The organism is Rhizobium sp. BK619 (assembly GCF_014195245.1).
GTDB classification, from domain to species: domain Bacteria; phylum Pseudomonadota; class Alphaproteobacteria; order Rhizobiales; family Rhizobiaceae; genus Rhizobium; species Rhizobium acidisoli.
In genome coordinates, this window is the sequence record NZ_JACIBH010000004.1 from 26,170 (window position 1) to 47,443 (window position 21,274).

A 21,274-nucleotide genomic window follows, 5' to 3' on the forward strand; every position below is an offset into this window, starting at 1 on the left:
CCGTGCGCACCACTTGCCTGCTGCCTTGGAAGGCGCGACGCGTCACAGCCTGCGAAACACCAGGACGCCTGAGGCAGGCAGCACGGCATCGAGCATTCCCGCCGTGGCTCTGATCCTTCCGCCGCCGTTGCCGACATTCCAGCCGCCATAAGCCTCAGCATCGCTGTTGAAAATCTCTTCCCAGAGGTCGTCTCCCAGACGCTCGCTGCGCAGCCGATAGCCATGCTCGAACGCAGCGTCCTTCAGCGATCCCACCACGAGGAAATCGTCGTCATCGTTCCACCGATGAAACGCGACCACCCGGTCTTCGTCATGGACATAAGGAATGGCGATGTTGCGAGAGCGAATGGCTGCCTCTTTGATGCTGAGGGAGATCAGGTCGCGATAACAGCTGATAATCCCCGCCCCGTTGCCCGCAGCCTCGCCGAGGATATTCTCCCGGTTCTCCAGGAAATCATTGTAGCGATAGGGCTTCTGGGCGCCGATTTCCTCGCCCATGAAAAACATCGGCGTCCCGGCCGATAGCAGCGTCATCGCCGCCGCAAACCTGGACCTCGCCTCCGCCCAAGCCCTGGTCTCGCCGACGATCGGCGCGAAATTGACCGCGATGACAGCGGTTCGTGCCGACCCTTCACGATTGCCGCAATCGTCGTGCGACTGGTTGTAGACCACCTTCGATCGCGCGCTCGTTTGCAATGCGCCGGCAAGCGACGACATGGTCAGCGCCCGATTGTCGCCAAAACCGGCATTCTTCAAAAGCTGCGCCTGCGCGCCGCCGTGATATTCGACAAGGTTGTGATGAAAATCGCCGTACCAGGTGGCGTCGAAGCCGAGCCCATCGCCGGTCAGGCTCGGCGCCGTCATTGCCGACCAGTCCGAATAATCCTCGGCCGTCAGGAAAAGCTGCGGCTTGAGCAGCCGCATCGTGCGGGTCCACTGCTTCAGGAATTTGGCGCCGAAGGCTGCAGCCCGATCGGCGCGGCGGCCGTCGGCATGCAGCACCGGATATTGATGGATCGAACTGGTCTGATCGAGCCGGAAGCCATCGATATGGCAGACGGAGACGAGAAATGCCGCACTCGAGATGAAAAGCTGCCGAACCGCCTCCTCGTCGAAGGCAGGCGCCCATCCCGTCGAGATGTTGTCGATATAGCCGCCCGTGGGATCGGCGTAGTCGTGGGGGCGTCCCTCATACCAGTAGTAGATATTGCGGGTGGGATCGTTGGAATCATAGGCCTATTGCGCCCGCTCGCCATCCGGATCGAAGTGGTTGTAACAGACATCCAGGATGACGGCGATGCCCTGCTGATGGCAGGCTTTGACGAACAATTTCAGCCGGTCGGTGCCGCCGGCGCCCTGATCGGCGGCAAAGAAATGCGACGTGCCGTAACCCCAATTGGCCCGCGTCTCGAATTCGGCGATCGGCAACAGTTCGACGGCGTTGACGCCGAGCGCTGAGAGATGCGCGACGAAGGCGATCGCATCATCGAGCGTTCCCGGCGCTGGTTTGCCGAAACCGAGCGCGCCGACATGCAATTCATAGATCACCAGATCCTCGAGCCGGTCCGGAAGGTTGCGGCCGGCCACGAATTCGTCAGCCCAGAAAGCCTCTGCGGCAAGCACCCGTCCGGACGGCAGCACCACCCGCTTCGGGTCGCAGACGACCGAGCAGCTCTGCGGTCCGTCCAAACCAGCCGGCGATCCGTGATAGGCCGCACCATCCGGATCGAAATCTCCCGCCCCGATCTGCATCAGCGACCATATGTCGGTCCGGTAGGCAAGCGATCCGTCATCCTTGGTGATGCGATACATATAGGGCGTGCCGACCATCCCGTCGAAATCCGAAAGGCGGTGATCGTCGCCGGTTTCAACGGTCCAGAACCCGTCGACGGTTCTTCGCATGCCGATGGTCCCGAGCGCTCCGGTGCCGTCGTCGGCGACGTAGCCGATGGCGGGATCGGCGAGCACCAGCAAGACCTCCCGGGCGTTCGGCGCCCAGACCGAGTAACGAATGCCGTCGGCACCGTTGCGCCTTTCAATCCGGTTCGCCCCCAGACGGCCAATCCATGTCAGATAATAGGTCTGCGGCTCCATGCCCGGTTGGAGTTCGAAGGAGCATTCCCGACGCGACGAGGCCTCGTCGTCCAGTTCCGCGGCGATCGCCCATAGATCCGCCACGCCCGGCCGGTCAAGCTCGATACCCCAGCGAAAATTCGTGCCGATCTCGCCATCGGGAAAGGAAACCCTGGCGACGAAGACATCATAGCCATCTTCGTCCTCGGAGCGCTGCATGGGAACCGACGTCCAGTCGGCCGAAGGGCGGCCGCGCTGGTCCCAACTGCCGCAGAGACGGACATTGTCGAAGGCCGTCGACGGCAGACCGCTGCGAAACCGGAAATGAACATTGACGGTCATCGGAACCTCCAGATGCTTCGGATTTCCCGGCTTTGCTGATGCGGCCGTCTCACCCAGGCATGATCTGCCGCCCGACGGGAAAAATGCAAGCAAAGATTAATTGTCTTATTGCATAAATTGCCGCCCGATACGGGCCACATTCAAGACAACAAATCATGATTAACAAGCGGCAATGCACGGCCCTCCGCGTGTATTAAAACGAATTGGCGACGGAAAGTAGGGATATTTTCCCATGGCCGATTACGGTGTAAACTGGGAGAAGACTGTGCCTCAAGCCGTTAGAATAAACGAGATTATTCGCTCCCTCGGAATTGATACTCATATCGATAGCAAAGCCGATGCAGACATGCTGACCGGCGGCGATAGCTTCGCCTTCGATGTGAAGCCCGACAATATGAGCGTCGACAAAATCCGGGATTTCTCCTCCGCGGCTGAAGACAAGCTGCTGCTCGACCATTCGATTTTCGCCGCGCTCAGCCTGTCCGCATTTTCGGATGAGAGTTTCGTTCACGGCAAGAAAGCGCTCGAGGCGGATGACAAGCTGATCTACGATCAGGCGAGCGGCATTCTATCTTTTGACGCGGACGGGAGTGCGGCGGGCGCGGCAATCCATGTCGCGGAGCTCGACAATTCCGCAGAGCTTCACTTCAAAGATTTCCTGCTGATCTGACCCGGTCAGGGCCGTCGCGGTTCTGCGGCGGCTGCCACACCACACCGCGTTTCCAGCCTGCTCTTGCCGGCACGGCATTCCCGGCCACATTCCTCCGTTGACGCCACTTGCAGCACTGGAGACGTTCTTGCCCTGGATCGCCTATATCGTCCATTTCATCGCCGCGGCATTTCTGACCAACGGCATCCCGCATTTCGTCAACGGCGTCAGCGGCCGGCGCTTCCGCATCCCGTTTTCGCCACGGGGAAAGCTCGGCTCGCCGATAGCAAATGTCGTCTGGGGCTGGGCGAATTTCCTGATTGCCTTCCTGCTGTTTGCCAATATCGGGCCGCTCTACATCGGTACGCCCGGCGATACGATCTTCGTCGCAGCCGGCATGCTTGTTACCGGCATCGTGCTCGCCCGGATTTTCGAGGGCGATGAGCGCTAATTTGGCGGCGCTTCCTGACCGCTGATCACGAGCGCAACTCGGTCGGGAAGCTAAGCCTAACGGTCGTTCCGTGCCCAGGGGAGGAATAGATGGATGCCTCCCCGCCGCTCTGACGGACAAAGCCGTACACCATGGCAAGGCCGAGCCCTGCTCCACCGTGGGAACCTCGCGTGGTGAAATAGGGCTCGAAAGCTTTGTCTATCACCTCTGGGCTCATGCCTATGCCGCTGTCGGTCACCGAAATAAGCAAGATTTCCGTCGTTGCCGTCGCGCCGATAACGATGATGCCTCCCAGCGGCATCGCTGCCGAAGCGTTGAGACAGAGGTTCAGAACGGACTGTTCCAAGAGGGCCGCGTCGAGCGATACGACCGGCAGGCCGGCATCCAGGTCCAGCTTGATATGGCATTTTGCACCGACGGCGATCTCCAGGATATCGGCCATCCCGCGAAGGAGACTGGCGACATCCACCGGGCTTGGATAGAACGGCTGCTGGCTGCCGATCGATAACATGCTGCCGGCTAGCGATCGTCCCCTCTCGGCCGCCTTGCGGATCCGGGCAATGTTGCGTTTTTGCCGATCGTTGAAGCCGGTTTCACGCTCCAGAAGGCCGAGGCTGCCGGTGATGATGCCGATCATGTTGCCCACTTCGTGGCTCACCTGATGCGTCATGCGCATGATACCGTCCAGCCGCTGAACCTTTGCCGCTTCCGCCTCCTGTCGATCCATCAGCGTTACGTCGCGTGCCAGAAGAACGATGCCGCCCTCCGGCTGTCGTGACATGGAGATCTCAATTACCCGCTGGTCGCCGGTCCGATGGCGGACGACGGCACGCTCCAACAGGGCGCCGCGGTCGGGATCGGAGGGCAGCAAGGCGGGATCAATCTCCGGCACGGGCTCGACAAACCGGCGCAGCGGCAATTTGCGCGCGGAACCGGAGTGCCCAAACAGTTCGATGATCCGCCTGTTCATGGTGATCGGTCGCCCCATCTTGTCGAAAAGCGCGATCCCCTCGTTCATGTTGCGAAAGGTCGACCGGATGGTGCGGGCGGCGGCTTCTGCCGTGCGTCTCAATCGAGACACGCGATCCACGCTGTCCTTGAACGCGCGGAACGCATCCAGCAGACGCACAAGCTCGGTTTCATTTCCGCCGTAGGCTGGCGGACCGACTTCGTTTTCACCCTTGGCGAGCGCATTCATGCCGTTCGACAGCGCCACGATGCCCCGTGACACGCGCATGACCGACCGGATGGAGAATATGGCCATGACGAGCACGAGCAGAAACGCCAAGGCCACGGTGACCAGGAGCCGGCTCAAGGCATCGGAGGTCGAAAGCAGATCGTCATTCAGCTGGCGTGCAACTGCATCGCTTTGCGTCTCCGTTGCATGAGAGAGGTCGCGGGAGACGGCATGCAGCTTTGCGACCGCCGCCCGGATCGCGAACATATTCAAAAGGTATCGTGTTTGAGCTTCGAACACACGCTCATACGGCTGCAACTCGGCAGGCGAAATCCTCGACTCCGGCTCGGTCCCCCCTTGCGCCTTGGTGGTACCCGCCACGTATCGCCTGCGAAGTTCGCCAAGCTGGAAAAGACTGTCGGACGTGGAAGCCGCTTGCACGATTCCGTTCACTTGACGGCGCAGATCGGGATCGACAATGCCCTTGCCGGTCGCCACCTCCCCTAGCGCCGCCGCGGCTTCAGCCTTGTGGTTCTGGGCGGCGTCGGCGTCCCTGGCAAGCACAAGCGTCTGTGTCCTGATAAGGTCGAGAAGCTCAACCATCCTCGCGCTGGCAAAGCCGCGCGCAGACTGGTCTGCTCCGTGCGGCTCGGCCGTCTTCAGCAGGCTGTCGACCTGCAGCACGACAGCGCGGCTCTCGCTCGCCACCCGGTAAGGCGAGGTCGAGTTCATCAGGAAGGGCGCGCTCGACACCAGATCGGATACTTGCCGGGAAACAAGCGAGGCTTTGGCCAGGCTCGTGAAGGCCTGTAGGCCATAGGCAGCCATTTCGTCACGGGCGCGCTGCAGCCCGTAGATCGCGATCGCTGAAAGACTGAATACCAGGAAGCAGATGAAGGCAATCGCGAAAGGCAAGCGAAAGGCAATCGACGACAGAAAGGAGCGGCTGATCACGCTGACGGCTCGCCGTCGCCGGTGTGCAGGACATAGCCCTTTCCGCGTCGTGTCTTGATATGGCGCGGAAGGTCGGGATTACGTTCGATTTTCCGCCGGAGCCGCAGAACCAGGACGTCGACGTTGCGGTCGATGTAGCGATCACTTTCCGAGCCGAGCCGATCGAGGATCTGCGCCCGGCTCACCGGCTGATTGGGGGTCTGGGCAAGGATTTCAAGCAAGGCGAATTCAGCCGTCGTCAGCGTTTTACTGCGATCTGCGAGGCAGACGGCTTGCCGGCCCATCAGATCGATGGCCCAGTCGCCAAGCAGCAAAGAGGGACGTCCGTGCTCCCGCTCGCTCTCCTTTTCCTGTTTCAGCGACGGCACGGTTCGCCGTAAGACAGCTTTGATGCGGGCCGTCAGTTCGATCGGTTCGAACGGCTTGACGACATAATCATCCGCAGCGGTTTCCAGGCCGAGGACGCGATCTGCAGCACTGCCGGCTGCCGTCACCATGACGATGCCGATATTGATCTCTGACCTCAGTTTTTGGGCGAAAGCCCGGCCTGAAGTACGCGGCAGGTTATGATCGACAAGCACCAGATGCATCTGCTCTCGCGCCAGGATATCGGTCGCCTCCTCGGCGGATCCCGCGCAGGTCGGTATCCACCCCTCGGCCTCGACGAGATCGGAGATAAGCTCCGCCATATCAGGATCGTCCTCGACGATCAGAATTCTAACCTTCTGATTCAGCACAGCTTGATCCTCCCCCCGCTATCATAGGCATGCCGCCGCCAATGTTCAAAGACTTGCTGATGATGAGGTTTGTCACATTTGTAATGAATGTAACGTCGTTCGGCTCGGCGGTGAAAAATCGGTAACCATTCTTCGATTGCGGTGACGTGAAGATCTGACATGCTGGCTGTGGAGATTGGAACGGGAAGGTTCCAAGGGAGGCTTGCGTGAGAACATTGACCGCTTTTGCTGCGGGCATGGCTTTCTGGCTGTGCGGCGCAAGCCAAGGCATGACCGAGGCGAGATTGAACGTCCTGTGCGGCGTCGACGAAGCTTGGTGCATGGCCATGGAAAAAGCGTTCGAGGCCCGGGCGGGTATCGATATCTCGATGGTTCGCAAGAGCACCGGCGATATACTCGATCAGATCCGTGCCGAAAAATCACATCCGACAGTGGATGTCTGGTGGGGTGGAACTGGCGATGCCCATCTCCAGGCTGCCTCAGAGGATCTGCTCGATCGATATCAGCCCGACCATGAACACGATATGCTGCCTTGGGCGCAGAACTTTTTTGCTATGTCCGGGTCACGTTCGGCCGCCATATATGCGGGGGCTTTGGGGTTCGCCTACAATTCCGATCTCCTTGCAGCGCTGAAGCTTCCGGCCCCGACCTGCTGGCAGGACCTGACGAAAGCGGCCTATCGCGGCCATATCCAGTCCGGCAATCCAAACTCCTCCGGAACGGCTTTCACGATGCTCGCCACGCTTGTGCAACTCCTCGGCGAAGAGGAAGCGTTCCGGTACATGGCCGCGCTCAACCGCAATATTGTCGAGTATACCCGGTCCGGCTCGGCGCCGGTAAAGGCTGCCGCCCGGGGCGAGATCCTGATCGGCATCTCGTTCATGCATGATGCGGTCACCCTGAAGGAAGCAGGCGCCCCTCTTGTCATCGTCGCTCCCTGCGAAGGGACGGGTTACGAGATCGGTGCGGTCAGCATCGTCAAGGGCAGCCGCAACGCCAGAGCCGCCCAGGCCTTTGTCGATTTCGCCCTCAGTCCGGAAGGCCAGGCGACAGGAGCCGCCGCCGGCCAGAACCAGGTTCCGTCGAACGCCAAAGCGGCTTTGCCGCCGGCCGCCCCCGACATCACCATGATCAAGATGGTGGATTATGACTTTGCAACATTCGGCTTGTCCGACGAGCGAAGTCGGCTGTTGACCCGTTTCGACACCGAGATTTCCCCGACCCAATAGGCCGGCATCCGACTGCCATCCGACATTCGACACACGGTGCGATCGACGCGCCGCGACGGGCAGCGCGTGTGTCGCTGACCCACCCCCTCTCAGACGCAAGCAACAGGAGGATACCCATGCGACTGACAGTTCTTTCCACGCTTCTCTTTGCCGGAACGGCGCTGGCTGCCGGTTCGGTCCAGGCCGCTGGCGAGCTCAACCTCATCTGCTCGGCCGATGTCGTCATCTGCGAGCAGATGCAGGGCGACTTCGAAAAGGCTCACGACATCAAGGTGAATATGGTGCGCCTGTCCTCGGGCGAAACCTATGCCAAGATACGCGCCGAGGCTCGCAATCCAAAGACCGACATCTGGTGGGCCGGCACCGGGGATCCGCATGTCCAGGCAGCATCGGAAAACCTGACTCTGGAATACAAGTCGCCGATGCTCGATCAGTTGCAGGATTGGGCGAAAAAGCAGGCCGAGAGCACCGGCTTCAAGACGGTCGGCGTCTACGCCGGCGCGCTCGGCTGGGGCTACAACACCGAGATTTTCAAGACCAAGGGTTATAAGGAACCCCGATGCTGGGCCGATCTCCTGGCGCCGGAATTGAAGGGCGAAATCCAGATCGCCAATCCGAACTCGTCGGGCACAGCCTATACGGCACTCGCTTCGCTGGTGCAGATCATGGGCGAAGACCAGGCCATCGACTATCTGAAAAAGCTGAACGCCAACGTCTCGCAATACACCAAGTCCGGATCGGCTCCGGTCAAGGCGGCGGCGCGGGGCGAAACGGCGCTTGGTATCGTGTTCATGCATGATGCCGTCGCCCAGACCGCCGAAGGCTTTCCAGTCAAGTCGGTCGCGCCCTGCGAGGGCACCGGCTATGAAATCGGCTCCATGTCGATCATCAAAGGCGCCCGCAATCTCGACAACGCCAAAGTCTGGTACGACTGGGCGCTGCGGCCCGAAGTTCAGTCGCGCATGAAGGATGCCAAGTCCTTCCAGCTGCCGTCGAACAAATCGGCGGAGGTGCCGAAGGAAGCTCCGAAGTTCGAAGACATCAAGCTGATCGACTACGACTTCAAGACCTATGGCGATCCGGCAAAGCGCAAAGCCCTGCTGGAGCGCTGGGACCGGGAAGTCGGCGCCATTGCCAACTGAAGATCGATGAATGACGCGGCATCCCGGACGAATCCAGGATGCCGCTCCATTCCCCCATTTCATCAACGTGAAATAAGTGAGGTATGCCATGAGACGTGGCAATCGCCGATTGGACATCGTCCTTGGCCTGGGGGCGGCTGCCCTGATCCTGGTCCCGTGGTATCGCATCGAGGGCGGCTTCTTCGGATTCAAGTGGCTGTCTGCATTCCCCTTCTCTGCCGATACGGCGCCAGGCCTGCTGCAAATCCTACAGCATGGAAGAACTTGGCTTGCCGGCGTTGTCCTGCTCTTTCTGCTCGGCTGTTTGGCGCGTCTGGTGGGCGATCCGATGCGGCGCGGAACCCTGCTCGCCTGGATCGGCGCCGTCGGCCTCGTCTTCCTGTCTCTGCAGGGACTGGCAATCGGCTTTTCTGGCTGGACCTGGGCAATCAGTGAAAACCTGTTCGGCATGTTGTCCGAAGGACAGCCTTCGATGGGTGCCGGCGCGGTCCTCTTGGCGCTCGTCTTCGTTCTCCTCTTTGCCTTCGGACTGGCCGAACGCGGAGTGATGAAGGGAGACGCCTTCATCGTCGGCTCGATTTCCATTCTGGCGTTTCTGGTCACCGTTTTCGTTTTCTACCCGATCGGCAGCATGTTCATCGCTTCGGTGCAGGATTTCGATGGCTCCTTCAATCCGGATGGTCTTATACGCAACATCCAGGACCCCGGCATTTGGAGCCTGGCCTGCATAGCGGGCGAAGAACGTTGCGGTGTTGCCTGGCGTACGCTCCTTCTCGCCCTCATGACCGCTTCCGGCTCGACCCTGCTCGGCCTCGGCTTTGCGCTGGTGGCGACGCGCACGCGCTTTCCGTTCAAAAAGGGCTTGCGCCTGCTGACGGTGTTGCCGATCATCACTCCGCCCTTCGTCATCGGCCTGGCGCTGACGCTTCTGTTTGGCCGCGCCGGCGTCATCACCGAGGCCTTGTCCAGCCTCCTGGGTATAGAGCCAGGCCGCTGGCTCTATGGGCTCACCGGCATCTGGATCGCCCAGGTCCTGTCCTTCACGCCGATCTCCTTCCTGGTCCTCATCGGCGTCGTCGAAGGCGTCAGCCCCTCGATGGAGGAGGCATCGCAGACCCTGCGTGCCGGTCGCTGGCGCACATTCTGGCGCGTCTCCCTGCCGCTGATGAAGCCGGGTCTCGCCAACGCCTTCCTGATCGGATTCATCGAGAGCATGGCCGATTTCGGCAATCCGCTCGTGCTCGGCGGCACGCATGGCGTGCTTTCGACGGAAATCTTCTTTGCGGTCGTCGGATCGCAGAACGATCCGTCTCGCGCGGCCGTTCTGGCCATCGTGCTCCTCTGCTTCACTCTCTCGGCATTCCTTGCCCAGCGTCTCTGGCTGTCGGGCAAGAGCTTCGCCACGGTCACCGGCAAAGGCGACAGCGGTGCTCATATCGCCTTGCCGCGCGGCCTTTCCATTGCCGTGCATGCGGTGGTCGTTCCGTGGATGGCCTTCACCGTCGTCGTCTATGGAATGATCCTCATCGGCGGCTTTGTGAAAACCTGGGGTCTCGACAACTCGTTGACGCTCGACCACTACATTCGCGCCTTCTCGATCGGTTTCTCCAATGGTGAGATCGCGTGGACCGGCGTGGCGTGGAATTCCTTCTGGACGACGATGGAGATCGCGCTCGTCTCCGCACCCTTGACCGCTGCGGTGGGCTTGCTCACGGCCTACATCATCGTACGGCAGAAATTCGTCGGGCGGAACGTCTTCGAATTCGCCCTGATGATGAGCTTCGCCATTCCCGGAACGGTCATCGGCGTCAGCTATATCATGGCTTTCAACCTGCCTCCGGTCGAGATGACCGGTTCGGCGCTGATCCTTATCCTGTGCTTCGTCTTCCGCAATATGCCGGTCGGCGTTCGCGGCGGCATCGCGGCGATGAGCCAGCTCGACAAGAGCCTGGACGAGGCGTCGCTGACTTTGCGTGCGGACAGTTTCCGCACGATCCGCAAGGTGATCCTGCCGTTGCTGCGGCCAGCCATCACCGCTGCGCTGGTCTACTCCTTCGTTCGCGCCATAACCTCGATCAGCGCCGTCATCTTTCTCGTCAGCGCGGAATACAACATGGCCACGTCCTACATTGTCGGCCTCGTCGAGAATGGCGAATACGGCGTGGCGATCGCCTATTCATCCATGCTGATCGTGGTGATGAGCATCATCATCGCCGGCTTCCAGCTTGCCGTCGGCGAACGCCGCCTGCGCCGCGAAAATCGCGTCGCCGGCACCAGCCCAGCTCCCTCTGTTCCTCTCGGTCAGGAGAAAACCGCATGATCACCGTCAAACCCGGTTCCGTCACCTTCCAGAACGTGCGCAAGTCTTTCGGTGCATTCACGGCCATTCCGGACCTTTCTCTCACCATCGAGCCCGGCACGCTGGTAACCTTGCTCGGCCCATCCGGCTGCGGCAAAACCACCACGCTGCGCATGCTGGCCGGGCTCGAGCATCCGACATCCGGGCGCATCCTGATCGGCGGCACGGATGTCACCATGCTGCCGGCCAATGAGCGCGATGTCTCGATGGTGTTCCAGTCCTATGCCTTGTTTCCGCACATGACGTCGCTTGATAACGTCGCCTACGGTCTGCAGTCGTCGGGCCTCGGCAAGAAGGAAGCCCGGGAAAAGGCCGAGGAAGGATTGAAGCTCGTCGGCCTTGCGGGCATGGGCCATCGCCTGCCTGCCGAGCTTTCCGGTGGCCAGCAGCAACGCGTCGCGGTTGCCCGCGCCCTTGTGCTTGAGCCGCAGGTGCTGCTGCTCGACGAACCGCTTTCCAACCTCGATGCGCGTCTGCGCCGCCGGGTGCGTACGGAAATTCGCGAATTGCAGCAGCGGCTCGGTTTCACCGCCGTCTATGTCACTCACGACCAGGACGAGGCTCTCGCGGTGTCCGACCGCATAATCGTCATGAAGGATGGCGAGATCGCCCAGTCCGGGACGCCGCGCGAGCTTTACGAAGCGCCGGCCTCGTCCTTCATCGCCGACTTCATGGGAGAGGCCAATGTCATCCCCTGCGAGGTGGTCCGCCTTGAAGGTACGGAGGCGCTCATCCGCGTGGCCGGTGTGGACCACCGCCTGCCAGGCCGCAGCGCGAAGCCCGGCATGGCGAAACTTGCTGTCAGGCCCGGATCGATCACCATAGCACCGCCCGGCCAGCAAGGCCTGGCGGGACGCGTTCTCCACAGTGCTTATCTCGGCGGACATGTCGAATATGAAATCGAGACCGACGTCGGGACGCTGTTCATCATCGACCATGCCGTCGAGAGAAACCTTCCGCCTTCGAGCGATGTTACACTCGGGTTCGAGAACCGTGGCATTGCGCTGATCAATACCTGAAACATTTGGAATGCGAATAAAGGATAGCAACATGACTATGCATGACACCGACCTGGAGCGGCGCTTTGCCCTGGCCAAATCCCTTGCTGCGGAGGCTGGCGCTTTGGCGCTCGATTATTTCAACAAGCGCGAGACTCTTGTAATCGAGACAAAGCGCGATCTTCAGGATGTCGTGTCGATCGCGGATCGGAACGTCGAGACCTTTCTGCGCCAGCGGGTTGCAGCAGCAATTCCCGAGGACGGTTTCCTCGGCGAGGAGTTTGGCCATCAAGTGGGACGTTCCGGCTACACCTGGGTTGTCGATCCGATCGACGGCACCGCGCCCTTCGTTAATGGCATGCCGACCTGGTGCGTTTCGATCGCTGTCCTCTATCAAGGCGTCCCGGTCATCGGCGTGATCCAAGCGCCCTGTGCGAATGAGCTTTATGCCGCAGCCGCCGGCCTTGGAGCGAGCTTGAATGGCGAGAGGCTTTCGCTCGATCCTTCCCGCACGATACAGAACGCCATGACGGGTATTGGCTGCAATACCCACGTCGCTCCAGAGATTGTCGGCTCCATCATAACAGCGTTGCTTGCCAGCGGCGGCACGTTCATCCGGAACGGCTCCGGAGCGCTCATGCTTGCCTATGTGGCTGCAGGACGTCTTGTCGGCTATTACGAACCTCACATGCGGGCTTGGGACTGCATGGCGGGCTATTGCCTGGTCAAGGAGGCTGGGGGCGAGTACCTACCCTTTCCGACCGAGGGGGAAGATCTGTTTAAGGGGCATCCTGTCCTTGCGAGCAACGTTTCCGCCTATCCGGAATTGTTGGCTATCCACAATCTGCGCGACGGCAACGGGATCGGATTGTAGAGCAGGCTAGGTGGCGGCGAGCGCAAGACTGACAACGGCGGTTGTTTGCTCGTACAACTGATTGTCATAGTCTGCCATGAACACGCTCAGGCAGATGAAGAACAAGCAAATTCACCCCCCCCCCCCCGCGCCATGAAGACTCCGAAAAAACGCAGCAAGCCTCGAACAGACAAGTCTCAGCCATTGCTGCGGCAGCTCGCCGCCGTTCCTGCCAAGCTGTTTTCGGGCGCATTCCGCCAACAGTACGGCGCGATTTGCTTCCGCTTCATCAATGACGGACCGGGGATCGAAATCCTGGTGATCACATCGCGCGAGAGTGCGCGCTGGGTCATTCCGAAAGGGTGGCCGATGAAAGGGAAGAAGCCGTTTGAAGCGGCGGCGATCGAAGCCTGGGAGGAAGCAGGCGTGCGTGGAGCGGTGAAGAAAAAACCGGTCGGCCGCTACACCTATCTGAAAGACCTCGACGATGGCGACGTAGCCCCCTGTATCGTCGATCTGTTTCAGGTTGAAGTCATCGAAATCAGCAACGACTTCAAGGAGCACGGCCAGCGCATTCTCGAATGGGTCAGCCCCGATGAAGCGGCGCGACGCGTTCGTGAGGTCGAACTGAAATCGCTGCTCGTCGAATTCGAAGTGCGCCCGCGCAATAAGCGCAACCCTCGCTGACGGCCGTCACCTCCGTTAAGTGACTTGCATGATGATAGTCAATGCTGTAGTGACATCCCTATGCAGCGGACAAGCTTCAGCCAATTCAAATGCCCGGCGGCGCGCGCGCTCGACAGCGTCGGCGACTGGTGGAGCATCCTCATCCTGCGCGACGCCTTTCAGGGGCTGTCGCGCTTCGACGATTTCCAGAAGAGCCTCGGCGTGGCGCCGAACATCCTGACGCGGCGGCTGAAACACCTGACGGATCAGGGGCTGTTCGAGCGGCGGCTCTATCATCAGCGCCCTGCCCGCTACGAATATCGGCTGACGGACAAGGGCCGTGATTTCTTTCCGGTGCTGATGACGCTGTTTTCCTGGGGAAGCCGGCACATTCCGGAAGAAGATCTTGCCTTTCTGCTCGGCGACGCCGCCTCCGGCAAAGAGCGCCAGGCGGTGCTGGTCGACGCACTGACCGGCGAACAAGTGACTCCCGAAAACACCAGCCTGCTTGCAGGCCCCGCAGCCGACGACGCGGTGCACGAGCGGATCACCCGCATGCGCGCCTGGTATCTCGGCATCGACGCATAGAGAGGAAAATACCATGGATCGCATCGTCGTCACCGGCATGGGACTTGTCTCGCCGCTCGGCACTGGCGTCGAGCTCGCCTGGAGGCGCCTTCTTGACGGCGGCTCGGGGCTGAGGCTGCTTTCGGACGATGTCGTCGGCGAGCTGCCGGCCAAGGTCGGCGGCATTGTTCCGGGCACGACCGAGGATGTGGAGGCCGGTTTCGATCCCGACCGTTACATCACGCCCAAGGACCAGAAGAAGATGGACCGCTTCATCCAATTCGCCATGGCGGCGACGGAGGAAGCGGTGAAGCAGGCCGGCTGGATGCCGGTCGACGAAGCGAAACGCGAGCGCACCGCGACGATCATTGCCTCCGGGGTCGGCGGTTTTCCTGCCATCACCGAAGCGGTGCGGATCGGTGAGGCGCGCGGCGTCCGGCGGCTGTCCCCCTTCACCGTGCCCTCCTTCCTCGTCAATCTCGCCGCCGGTCAGGTCAGCATCCGTTACGGCTTCAAGGGGCCGCTCGGCGCGCCGGTGACGGCGTGCGCGGCCAGCGTCCAGGCGATCGGCGATGCGGCGAGGCTGATCCGCTCCGGCGAAGCGGATGTGGCGATCTGCGGCGGCGCCGAGGCCTGTATCGACAAGGTGAGCCTCGGCGGCTTTGCCGCTGCGCGCGCCCTTTCCACCGGCTTCAACGAGACGCCGGAGCTGGCGTCACGCCCCTTCGACACGGCGCGCGACGGTTTCGTCATGGGCGAAGGCGCCGGCATCCTGGTCATCGAAACTCTTGAGCACGCGCTTGCCCGCGGGGCGACACCGCTCGCCGAACTCGTCGGCTACGGCACGGCGGCGGATGCCTACCATATGACCTCGGGCCCCGAAGACGGCGACGGCGCGCGCCGGGCGATGGAGGCAGCCCTCCGGCAAGCGAAGATCCCGGCATCCGAAGTCAAGCACCTCAACGCGCATGCGACCTCGACACCGGTCGGTGACAGAGGCGAGATCGCGGCGGTCGCCACGGTCTTCGGCCGCAATGGCGGCATTGCCGTCAGCGCGACAAAATCGGCGACCGGCCATCTGCTGGGCGCTGCCGGCGGGCTGGAGGCGATCTTCACCATCCTGGCGTTGCGCGACCAGATCGCGCCGCCGACCCGCAACCTGGATCAGGCCGATGCCGCCGCCGATGGCATCGATATCGTCGGCAAGACGGCGCGGCCGCTGGCAATGGACTACGCCATCACCAACGGTTTCGGCTTCGGCGGCGTCAATGCCAGCGCCCTCTTCCGCCGTTGGCCGTAAAGTCCGCTTTTCTTAAGTAAAAAATCGCCTACACTTCTGCTCTATCGGGGATCATTCTCCGATAGAGCCGGAGATCCCCTATGCGCGCCTTCTTCGCAGTTGTCATTCTGTGTGCCGCGTCCTTCTTCTCCACCGTCTCGGCTCGCGCCGAAGACCCGATCGACACGACGCGGACGATGATCGAGGAACAGATCACGGCCTTCCTCAAGGACGACGCCGAAACCGCCTATTCCTTCGCCGCTCCCGGCATCAGGGCGATGTATCCCGACAAGAACCTGTTCTTCGCCATGGTGAAAAAGAGTTACGAGCCGGTCTATCATCCAGGCAACTACGCCTTCGGCCGCAGCCGCTCGATCGACAACGGCGCGCTGATCTATCACGAAGTGCTGATCTCAGGCCGCGACGGCAAGGACTGGACGGCGATCTACCAGGTCACCCGCCAGCCGGACGGCAGTTACAGGATCAACGGCGTGCAGATCATGCCGGATGCCGACAGCAAGGGTATTTGATGCGCTATTCTTGGCTGGATGAAACACTGCCCAGCGCCTGGATCTGTTGCACTAACTATTTTGAAATGGTGCTGGAGTAAAAATCCGCCAGCAGGGGATTGGCAGATTGAATACCGGCAAACAATTTTTCACGGCTCTTGAAGCGTTGCGGGGAATCGCGGCCATCATGGTCATGTTCCTACACACCGGCGGCACGCTTGGTCCGATACCTGTCAATATCAGCTACCTTGCCGTTGATCTCTTCTTTCTCTTGAGCGGCGTCGTTCTTGCAAATTCATACGAAAGGCAACTGGCAACGGGACAGATTTCGCCTGCCGGATTTCTGCTGCAGCGGATCATTCGGCTTTATCCTGTTTATCTGCTTTCTCTTCCTGTTGGCCTTGTCAGCTATTCAGTTCAATTCGGCTTCGATTACCTCACCCTGGCCGGCCTTCTGCTGAGGGCGATTCTGTTCATTCCAAATGCAGGCACGGGCGGCGCCTTTCCGTTAAACGGGCCGAGTTGGTCGCTCTTCTTCGAACTCTGGGCTGGAGTGCTGTTTTCCGTTCTTCTCGTACGACTATCGTCCAAAACCTTGCTCGCCATCGCCCTCGGGACAGCGGGTATCACCTTTTACGGAGCCCTTGGAGGCAATTTCGACATTGGCCATCAGGCGGGCTACTTCGGATTTGGCTTTTCGAGAATTTTGTTCTCGTTCTCGCTCGGGATCTGCCTTCACAGGTTGTACGAACTTCGGACGCTGAATGAAGTCAATAGAGGCAACACCATCGGCATTTTCCTCTGCGGTTGCCTGATTGCGATCACGAATATACCCGCAAGCACATTCTACGGTTTTCCCTATTTTGATCTTTTCATATGCTTGGTGATTTTCCCGGCCATTGTCTGGGGTGCGATGCGCACTGGGCAGACCGGCCTTGTCGAGCTGGCATTTCGTTGGCTGGGGATCGTTTCCTATCCGATTTATATCCTGCACGCGCCCATCTTCGAGTTGCTGCATTTGCTGCGGCAAAAGGGCTTTGACCTTCCGGCCTCCCCTGCAGCCGGTATGGTCGTCGTGATGGCGATTTTCATCATGGCCGGCGTCGTCGCCATTCACTTCGACGAGCCAGTGCGCAAAAAGCTCAAAACAATGATTGCGCCAAGACCAGCATCTGAGCTTACCGCGGAGAGCCGCGCTGGAGCGAGCTAGCCTTAAACCGGGTCGAGATCGCCTCTTGCCCATTCCTCCATCGTCTCCGCCATGAAATCGGCGAAGCGGCCTTCGGCGATCGCCTTGCGGATGCCCTGCATCAGTTCCTGGTAATAGGCGAGATTGTGCCAGGAGAGCAGCATGCCGCCGAGCGCCTCGTTGGCGCGGACGAGATGGTGCAGATAGGCGCGGGAATAATCGCGCGAGGCCGGGCAGTTCGACTGATCGTCGAGCGGGCGCATATCCTCGGCGTGGCGGGCATTGCGGATATTGACCTTGCCGCGGCGGGTGAAGGCCAGGCCGTGGCGGCCGGAACGGGTCGGCATGACGCAGTCGAACATATCGATGCCGCGGGCGACCGATTTCAGGATATCATCCGGCGTGCCGACGCCCATGAGGTAACGCGGTTTTTGTCCGGGCAGCACCGGCAGTGTCGTGTCCAGCATCTGCAGCATGACGTCCTGCGGCTCGCCGACGGCAAGGCCGCCGATCGCATAACCCTTGAGGTCCAGCTCGCTCAGCGCCTGCGCCGAACGAACGCGCAAAGCGGGAATATCGCCTCCCTGGACGATGCCGAACATCGCCTTGCCAGGCTGCTCGCCGAAGGCGACCCGGCAGCGCTCGGCCCAACGCAGCGACATTTCCATGGCGCGCTCGATCTCCCGCGGCTCGGCCGGCAGTGCCACGCATTCGTCGAGCTGCATCTGGATGTCGGAGCCGAGCAGGCCCTGGATTTCGATGGAGCGCTCCGGCGACATGTGGTGCAGGCTGCCGTCGACATGCGACTTGAAGGTGACGCCCTGCTCGTCGAGCTTGCGCAGGCCGGAGAGCGACATGACCTGGAAGCCGCCGGAATCCGTCAGGATCGGATGCTCCCAGCGGATCAGCTTGTGCAGGCCGCCGAGGCGGGCGACACGCTCGGCGCTGGGGCGCAGCATCAGGTGATAGGTATTGCCGAGGATGATGTCGGCGCCGGTTTCGCGTACCTGATCGAGATACATTGCCTTGACCGTGCCGACGGTACCAACAGGCATGAAGGCCGGCGTGCGGATCGTGCCGCGCGGCATGGAGATCTCGCCGAGGCGCGCGCCGGCATCGATCTTCTTCAAGGTAAATTGGAAGTTCTCTGTCATTTGTCTTTCCGGAAAAGAAGGCTCGCGTCGCCGTAGGAGTAGAAGCGGTAGCCTGTCGAAATGGCGTGTTTATAGGCCGCGTGCATGGTTTCAAAGCCTGAAAAAGCCGAGACCAGCATGAACAGCGTCGAGCGCGGCAGGTGGAAATTGGTCATCAGCATGTCCACAGCCTTGAAACGGTAGCCGGGCGTGATGAAGATGCCGGTGGCGCCGCTCCAGCCGCGGATCTCGCCGCTTTCTTCCGCAGCACTTTCGATCAGCCGCAGCGAGGTGGTGCCGACGCAGACGATGCGCCCGCCCCTTGCCTTGACGGCATTCAGCCGGGCGGCGGTCTCTGCGCTGACAGTGCCGCTTTCCAGATGCATCCGATGATCGGCGGTATCGTCGGCCTTGACGGGCAGGAAGGTGCCGGCGCCGACATGCAGCGTGACGAAGTGACGTTCGATGCCGGCCTTGTCGAGCGCTTCGAACAGCGCAGGCGTGAAATGCAGGCCGGCGGTGGGCGCGGCGACGGCGCCCTCCTCGCGGGCATAGATCGTCTGGTAATCAGCGCGGTCGCGCTCGTCCTCGGGGCGCTTGGCGGCGATATAGGGCGGCAACGGAATGTGGCCGACGGCGGCGATCGCCTCGTCGAGCGCCGGGCCGGAAAGATCGAATGCGAGCGTCACTTCGCCGGCCTCGCCCTTTTCCTCGACGGTGGCATCGAGCGAGCCGAGGAAGCAGCTTTCGCCGGAATGACCGAAGGCGATGCGGTCGCCCTCCTTGATGCGCTTGCCGGGCTTGGCGAAGGCCTTCCAGCGGCTGGGGCCGACGCGCATGTGCAGCGTCGCCGACACCTGCTGGCCGCCGGCGCCGTCCCGGTGGCGGATGCCTTCGAGCTGGGCCGGAATGACCTTGGTATCATTGAAGACCAGCGCGTCGCCCGCCCGCAGGAAGGATGGCAGATCGCCGACGCGATGATCGGAGAGCACGCTTTCCGCATGGGGATCGATGACCAACAGGCGCGCGCTATCGCGCGGCTCGGCAGGCCGCAACGCGATACGTTCATCCGGCAGATCGAAATCGAAAAGGTCTACGCGCATAACGGCACTTTCAGGAAAAGCGAAACCCGCCCCCGCGCGGTTGACGCGCAAGAGCGGGTTTCAGCAGAAATCACAATCAGACGTCGGCGGCAACCCGCATCGAGACGATCGAGTCCGGATCGGAAACCGGCTCGCCGCGCTTGATCTTGTCGACGTTGTCCATGCCTTCGATGACCTGGCCCCAGACGGAATACTGCTTGTTCAGCCAGGGCGCGTCGGTGAAGCAGATGAAGAACTGCGAATTGGCCGAGTTCGGGTTCTGCGAACGGGCCATCGAGCAAGTGCCGCGCGTATGCGTGGTCGCGGAGAATTCAGCCTTCAGATCCGGCTTGGAGGAGCCGCCCATGCCGGCACGGCCGGGATTGAAGGTGTCCGAGCCCTTCTTGCCGAATTCGACATCGCCCGTCTGGGCCATGAAATCCTGGATGACGCGGTGGAAGACGACGCCGTCATAGGCCTTTTCGCGGGCGAGTTCCTTGATGCGGGCGACATGCTCCGGGGCGACCTGCGGCAAAAGCTGAATGACAACCTTGCCCTTGGTGGTTTCCAGAATGATGGTGTTTTCGGGATCCTTGATCTCGGCCATTGTCTTCTCCTCTTGTTTCTCTCGTAACTTACTTCTTGCCCAGGGTGACCTTGATCATCCGGTCGGGACTTTTGACTTCGCCGTTCTGGCCTTCGCCGCGCTTGATCTTGTCGACATTCTCCATGCCGGAAACGACCTTGCCGACAACGGTGTACTGGCCGTTGAGGAAGGAGCCATCGGCGAACATGATGAAGAACTGCGAATTGGCGGAATTCGGATCCTGCGAGCGGGCCATGCCGACCGTGCCGCGCACGAACGGGGTCTTGGAGAACTCGGCCGGAATATCCGGCATGTCGGAGGAGCCGGTGCCGGCGAGGCTCGCATCGAAACCCTTTTCCATATTGCCGTATTTGACGTCGCCGGTCTGGGCCATGAAGCCGTCGATGACGCGGTGGAAGGCGACGTTGTCATATTCGCCCTTCTTGGCCAGCGCCTCGATCTGGGCGACATGCTTCGGCGCAACCTCAGGCATCAGCTGGATGACGACGGGGCCATTCTTCAACTGGATGGTGAGATAATGATCGGCTGACTGGGCGAAGGCATCCCCCGCGAAGGAGGCGAGATACAACACGCCGGCAAATGCGAGATAAAAGAGTTTCATGTGGGCTCCGTTGCGGCGGGTTCCGCCTGGTCTTTGCGCTTGCTGGACTTGGTTCTTATCAGACTTTGTACTTGTTAGACTTGTACTCGTCAGTCTGGGCGCTTGGATGTGAGGGCTTGCAAGACGGCGGCCGGCACGAAGGCGCTGACATCGCCGCCCATGGCGGCGATCTGGCGGACCAATGTGGCGGTAATGGGCCGCGAGGCCGTGCCCGCCGGCAAAAAGATGGTCTGGATATCAGGCGCCATCGTCCGGTTCATGCCGGCCATCTGCATTTCGTAATCAAGATCGGTGCCGTCGCGAAGACCGCGGATCAAAAGCGTGGCGCCATGGCTGCGGGCGGCATCGACGACCAGATTGTCGAAGGCGACGACGTCGATGTCGCCGGTCTTGCCGGGCAGCACTTCAGCCAGCGAAAGGCGGATCAGCTCGGCTCTCTCCTCGAAGGAAAAGAGCGGCGCCTTGCCGGGATGAATGCCGATCGCGACGATCACCTTTTCGGCGACGTTCAGCGCCTGGACCAGAACATCCACATGCCCGTTGGTGATCGGGTCGAAGGACCCGGGATAAAAAGCTGTCGTCATCTGGCCCGACCGTTGGTTTGACGCCTTTTGTCACGGATGCTGCCTTCTCGCAAGTGATTTGGCCAATCATCCCGGACGGTTGAACGGCGGATG

Annotated in this window: 18 protein-coding genes and 2 pseudogenes; 12 read left to right on the forward strand and 8 right to left on the reverse strand. The window is 61.0% G+C overall.

Annotation, left to right across the window (positions count from 1 at the left end; genetic code table 11):
- Window positions 1-42: 42 nt before the first annotated feature.
- Window positions 43-2,415 (reverse strand): annotated as a pseudogene (locus FHX14_RS33450) (alpha-amylase family glycosyl hydrolase).
- Window positions 2,416-2,746: 331 nt separating this feature from the next.
- On the opposite strand from FHX14_RS33450, the pseudogene FHX14_RS08215 reads away from it, so the two are divergent.
- Window positions 2,747-3,085: pseudogene (locus FHX14_RS08215) on the forward strand (calcium-binding protein); the annotation flags it as partial.
- 127 nt (window positions 3,086-3,212) lie between these two features.
- Window positions 3,213-3,515, forward strand: a complete 303-nt coding sequence (locus tag FHX14_RS08220) for a hypothetical protein (RefSeq protein ID WP_184376828.1) — start codon at window positions 3,213-3,215, stop codon at window positions 3,513-3,515.
- Window positions 3,516-3,540: 25 nt separating this feature from the next.
- On the opposite strand, the gene FHX14_RS08225 is transcribed toward FHX14_RS08220, so the two are convergent.
- Together FHX14_RS08225 and FHX14_RS08230 are read right to left on the reverse strand one after the other, a co-directional pair.
- Window positions 3,541-5,646, reverse strand: coding sequence for an ATP-binding protein (locus tag FHX14_RS08225; protein ID WP_184376829.1), 2,106 nt, complete (start codon window positions 5,644-5,646; stop codon window positions 3,541-3,543).
- The gene (locus FHX14_RS08230) at window positions 5,643-6,383 is read right to left on the reverse strand and encodes a response regulator transcription factor (RefSeq protein ID WP_003586455.1); all 741 of its coding nucleotides are present in this window, start codon (window positions 6,381-6,383) and stop codon (window positions 5,643-5,645) included. Before FHX14_RS08230 ends, FHX14_RS08225 begins: the two co-directional genes overlap by 4 nt.
- Before the next feature lie 236 nt (window positions 6,384-6,619).
- Between FHX14_RS08230 and FHX14_RS08235 the strand changes: the two genes are divergently transcribed.
- The 10 genes from FHX14_RS08235 (at window position 6,620) to FHX14_RS08280 (ending at window position 17,195) form a co-directional block, all read left to right on the forward strand.
- Window positions 6,620-7,612 carry an ABC transporter substrate-binding protein gene (locus tag FHX14_RS08235; RefSeq protein WP_037073079.1) on the forward strand — a complete coding sequence of 331 codons (993 nt, stop codon included), beginning with the start codon at window positions 6,620-6,622 and terminating at the stop codon, window positions 7,610-7,612.
- A 116-nt stretch (window positions 7,613-7,728) separates the two neighbouring features.
- Entirely contained in the window at window positions 7,729-8,754 is a 1,026-nt protein-coding gene (locus FHX14_RS08240) for an ABC transporter substrate-binding protein (protein ID WP_012483807.1), read from the forward strand.
- A gap of 88 nt (window positions 8,755-8,842) precedes the next feature.
- The gene (locus tag FHX14_RS08245) at window positions 8,843-11,074 is read left to right on the forward strand and encodes an iron ABC transporter permease (protein ID WP_184376830.1); all 2,232 of its coding nucleotides are present in this window, start codon (window positions 8,843-8,845) and stop codon (window positions 11,072-11,074) included.
- Window positions 11,071-12,132, forward strand: a complete 1,062-nt coding sequence (locus FHX14_RS08250; protein ID WP_184376831.1) for an ABC transporter ATP-binding protein — start codon at window positions 11,071-11,073, stop codon at window positions 12,130-12,132. Before FHX14_RS08245 ends, FHX14_RS08250 begins: the two co-directional genes overlap by 4 nt.
- A 31-nt stretch (window positions 12,133-12,163) precedes the next feature.
- The gene (locus FHX14_RS08255; protein ID WP_184376832.1) at window positions 12,164-12,985 is read left to right on the forward strand and encodes an inositol monophosphatase family protein; all 822 of its coding nucleotides are present in this window, start codon (window positions 12,164-12,166) and stop codon (window positions 12,983-12,985) included.
- 132 nt (window positions 12,986-13,117) lie between these two features.
- Window positions 13,118-13,651: an NUDIX hydrolase gene (locus FHX14_RS08260; RefSeq protein ID WP_184377018.1), complete on the forward strand. Its 534-nt coding sequence runs from the start codon at window positions 13,118-13,120 to the stop codon at window positions 13,649-13,651.
- 60 nt (window positions 13,652-13,711) lie between these two features.
- Window positions 13,712-14,218: a helix-turn-helix domain-containing protein gene (locus FHX14_RS08265; protein WP_184376833.1), complete on the forward strand. Its 507-nt coding sequence runs from the start codon at window positions 13,712-13,714 to the stop codon at window positions 14,216-14,218.
- A gap of 13 nt (window positions 14,219-14,231) precedes the next feature.
- Entirely contained in the window at window positions 14,232-15,497 is a 1,266-nt protein-coding gene (gene fabF / locus FHX14_RS08270; RefSeq protein ID WP_184376834.1) for a beta-ketoacyl-ACP synthase II, read from the forward strand.
- 80 nt (window positions 15,498-15,577) lie between these two features.
- The gene (locus FHX14_RS08275) at window positions 15,578-16,006 is read left to right on the forward strand and encodes a DUF4864 domain-containing protein (protein WP_003586468.1); all 429 of its coding nucleotides are present in this window, start codon (window positions 15,578-15,580) and stop codon (window positions 16,004-16,006) included.
- Window positions 16,007-16,112: 106 nt separating this feature from the next.
- Window positions 16,113-17,195, forward strand: coding sequence for an acyltransferase (locus FHX14_RS08280; RefSeq protein WP_184376835.1), 1,083 nt, complete (start codon window positions 16,113-16,115; stop codon window positions 17,193-17,195).
- A 2-nt stretch (window positions 17,196-17,197) separates the two neighbouring features.
- On the opposite strand, the gene tgt is transcribed toward FHX14_RS08280, so the two are convergent.
- The 5 genes from tgt to coaD all read right to left on the reverse strand — a co-directional run bounded on the left by tgt (window position 17,198) and on the right by coaD (window position 21,181).
- Window positions 17,198-18,328 carry a tRNA guanosine(34) transglycosylase Tgt gene (gene tgt, locus FHX14_RS08285; RefSeq protein WP_184376836.1) on the reverse strand — a complete coding sequence of 377 codons (1,131 nt, stop codon included), beginning with the start codon at window positions 18,326-18,328 and terminating at the stop codon, window positions 17,198-17,200.
- Window positions 18,325-19,410, reverse strand: a complete 1,086-nt coding sequence (queA, locus tag FHX14_RS08290; protein ID WP_184376837.1) for a tRNA preQ1(34) S-adenosylmethionine ribosyltransferase-isomerase QueA — start codon at window positions 19,408-19,410, stop codon at window positions 18,325-18,327. Before queA ends, tgt begins: the two co-directional genes overlap by 4 nt.
- A 76-nt stretch (window positions 19,411-19,486) precedes the next feature.
- Window positions 19,487-19,996 (reverse strand): peptidylprolyl isomerase, encoded by a 510-nt coding sequence (locus FHX14_RS08295; RefSeq protein ID WP_184376838.1) that lies wholly within the window; start codon window positions 19,994-19,996, stop codon window positions 19,487-19,489.
- Between the two features lie 28 nt (window positions 19,997-20,024).
- Window positions 20,025-20,597 (reverse strand): peptidylprolyl isomerase, encoded by a 573-nt coding sequence (locus FHX14_RS08300; RefSeq protein ID WP_003586475.1) that lies wholly within the window; start codon window positions 20,595-20,597, stop codon window positions 20,025-20,027.
- Window positions 20,598-20,686: 89 nt separating this feature from the next.
- Window positions 20,687-21,181, reverse strand: coding sequence for a pantetheine-phosphate adenylyltransferase (coaD, locus tag FHX14_RS08305; RefSeq protein ID WP_012557666.1), 495 nt, complete (start codon window positions 21,179-21,181; stop codon window positions 20,687-20,689).
- Window positions 21,182-21,274 lie beyond the last annotated feature (93 nt).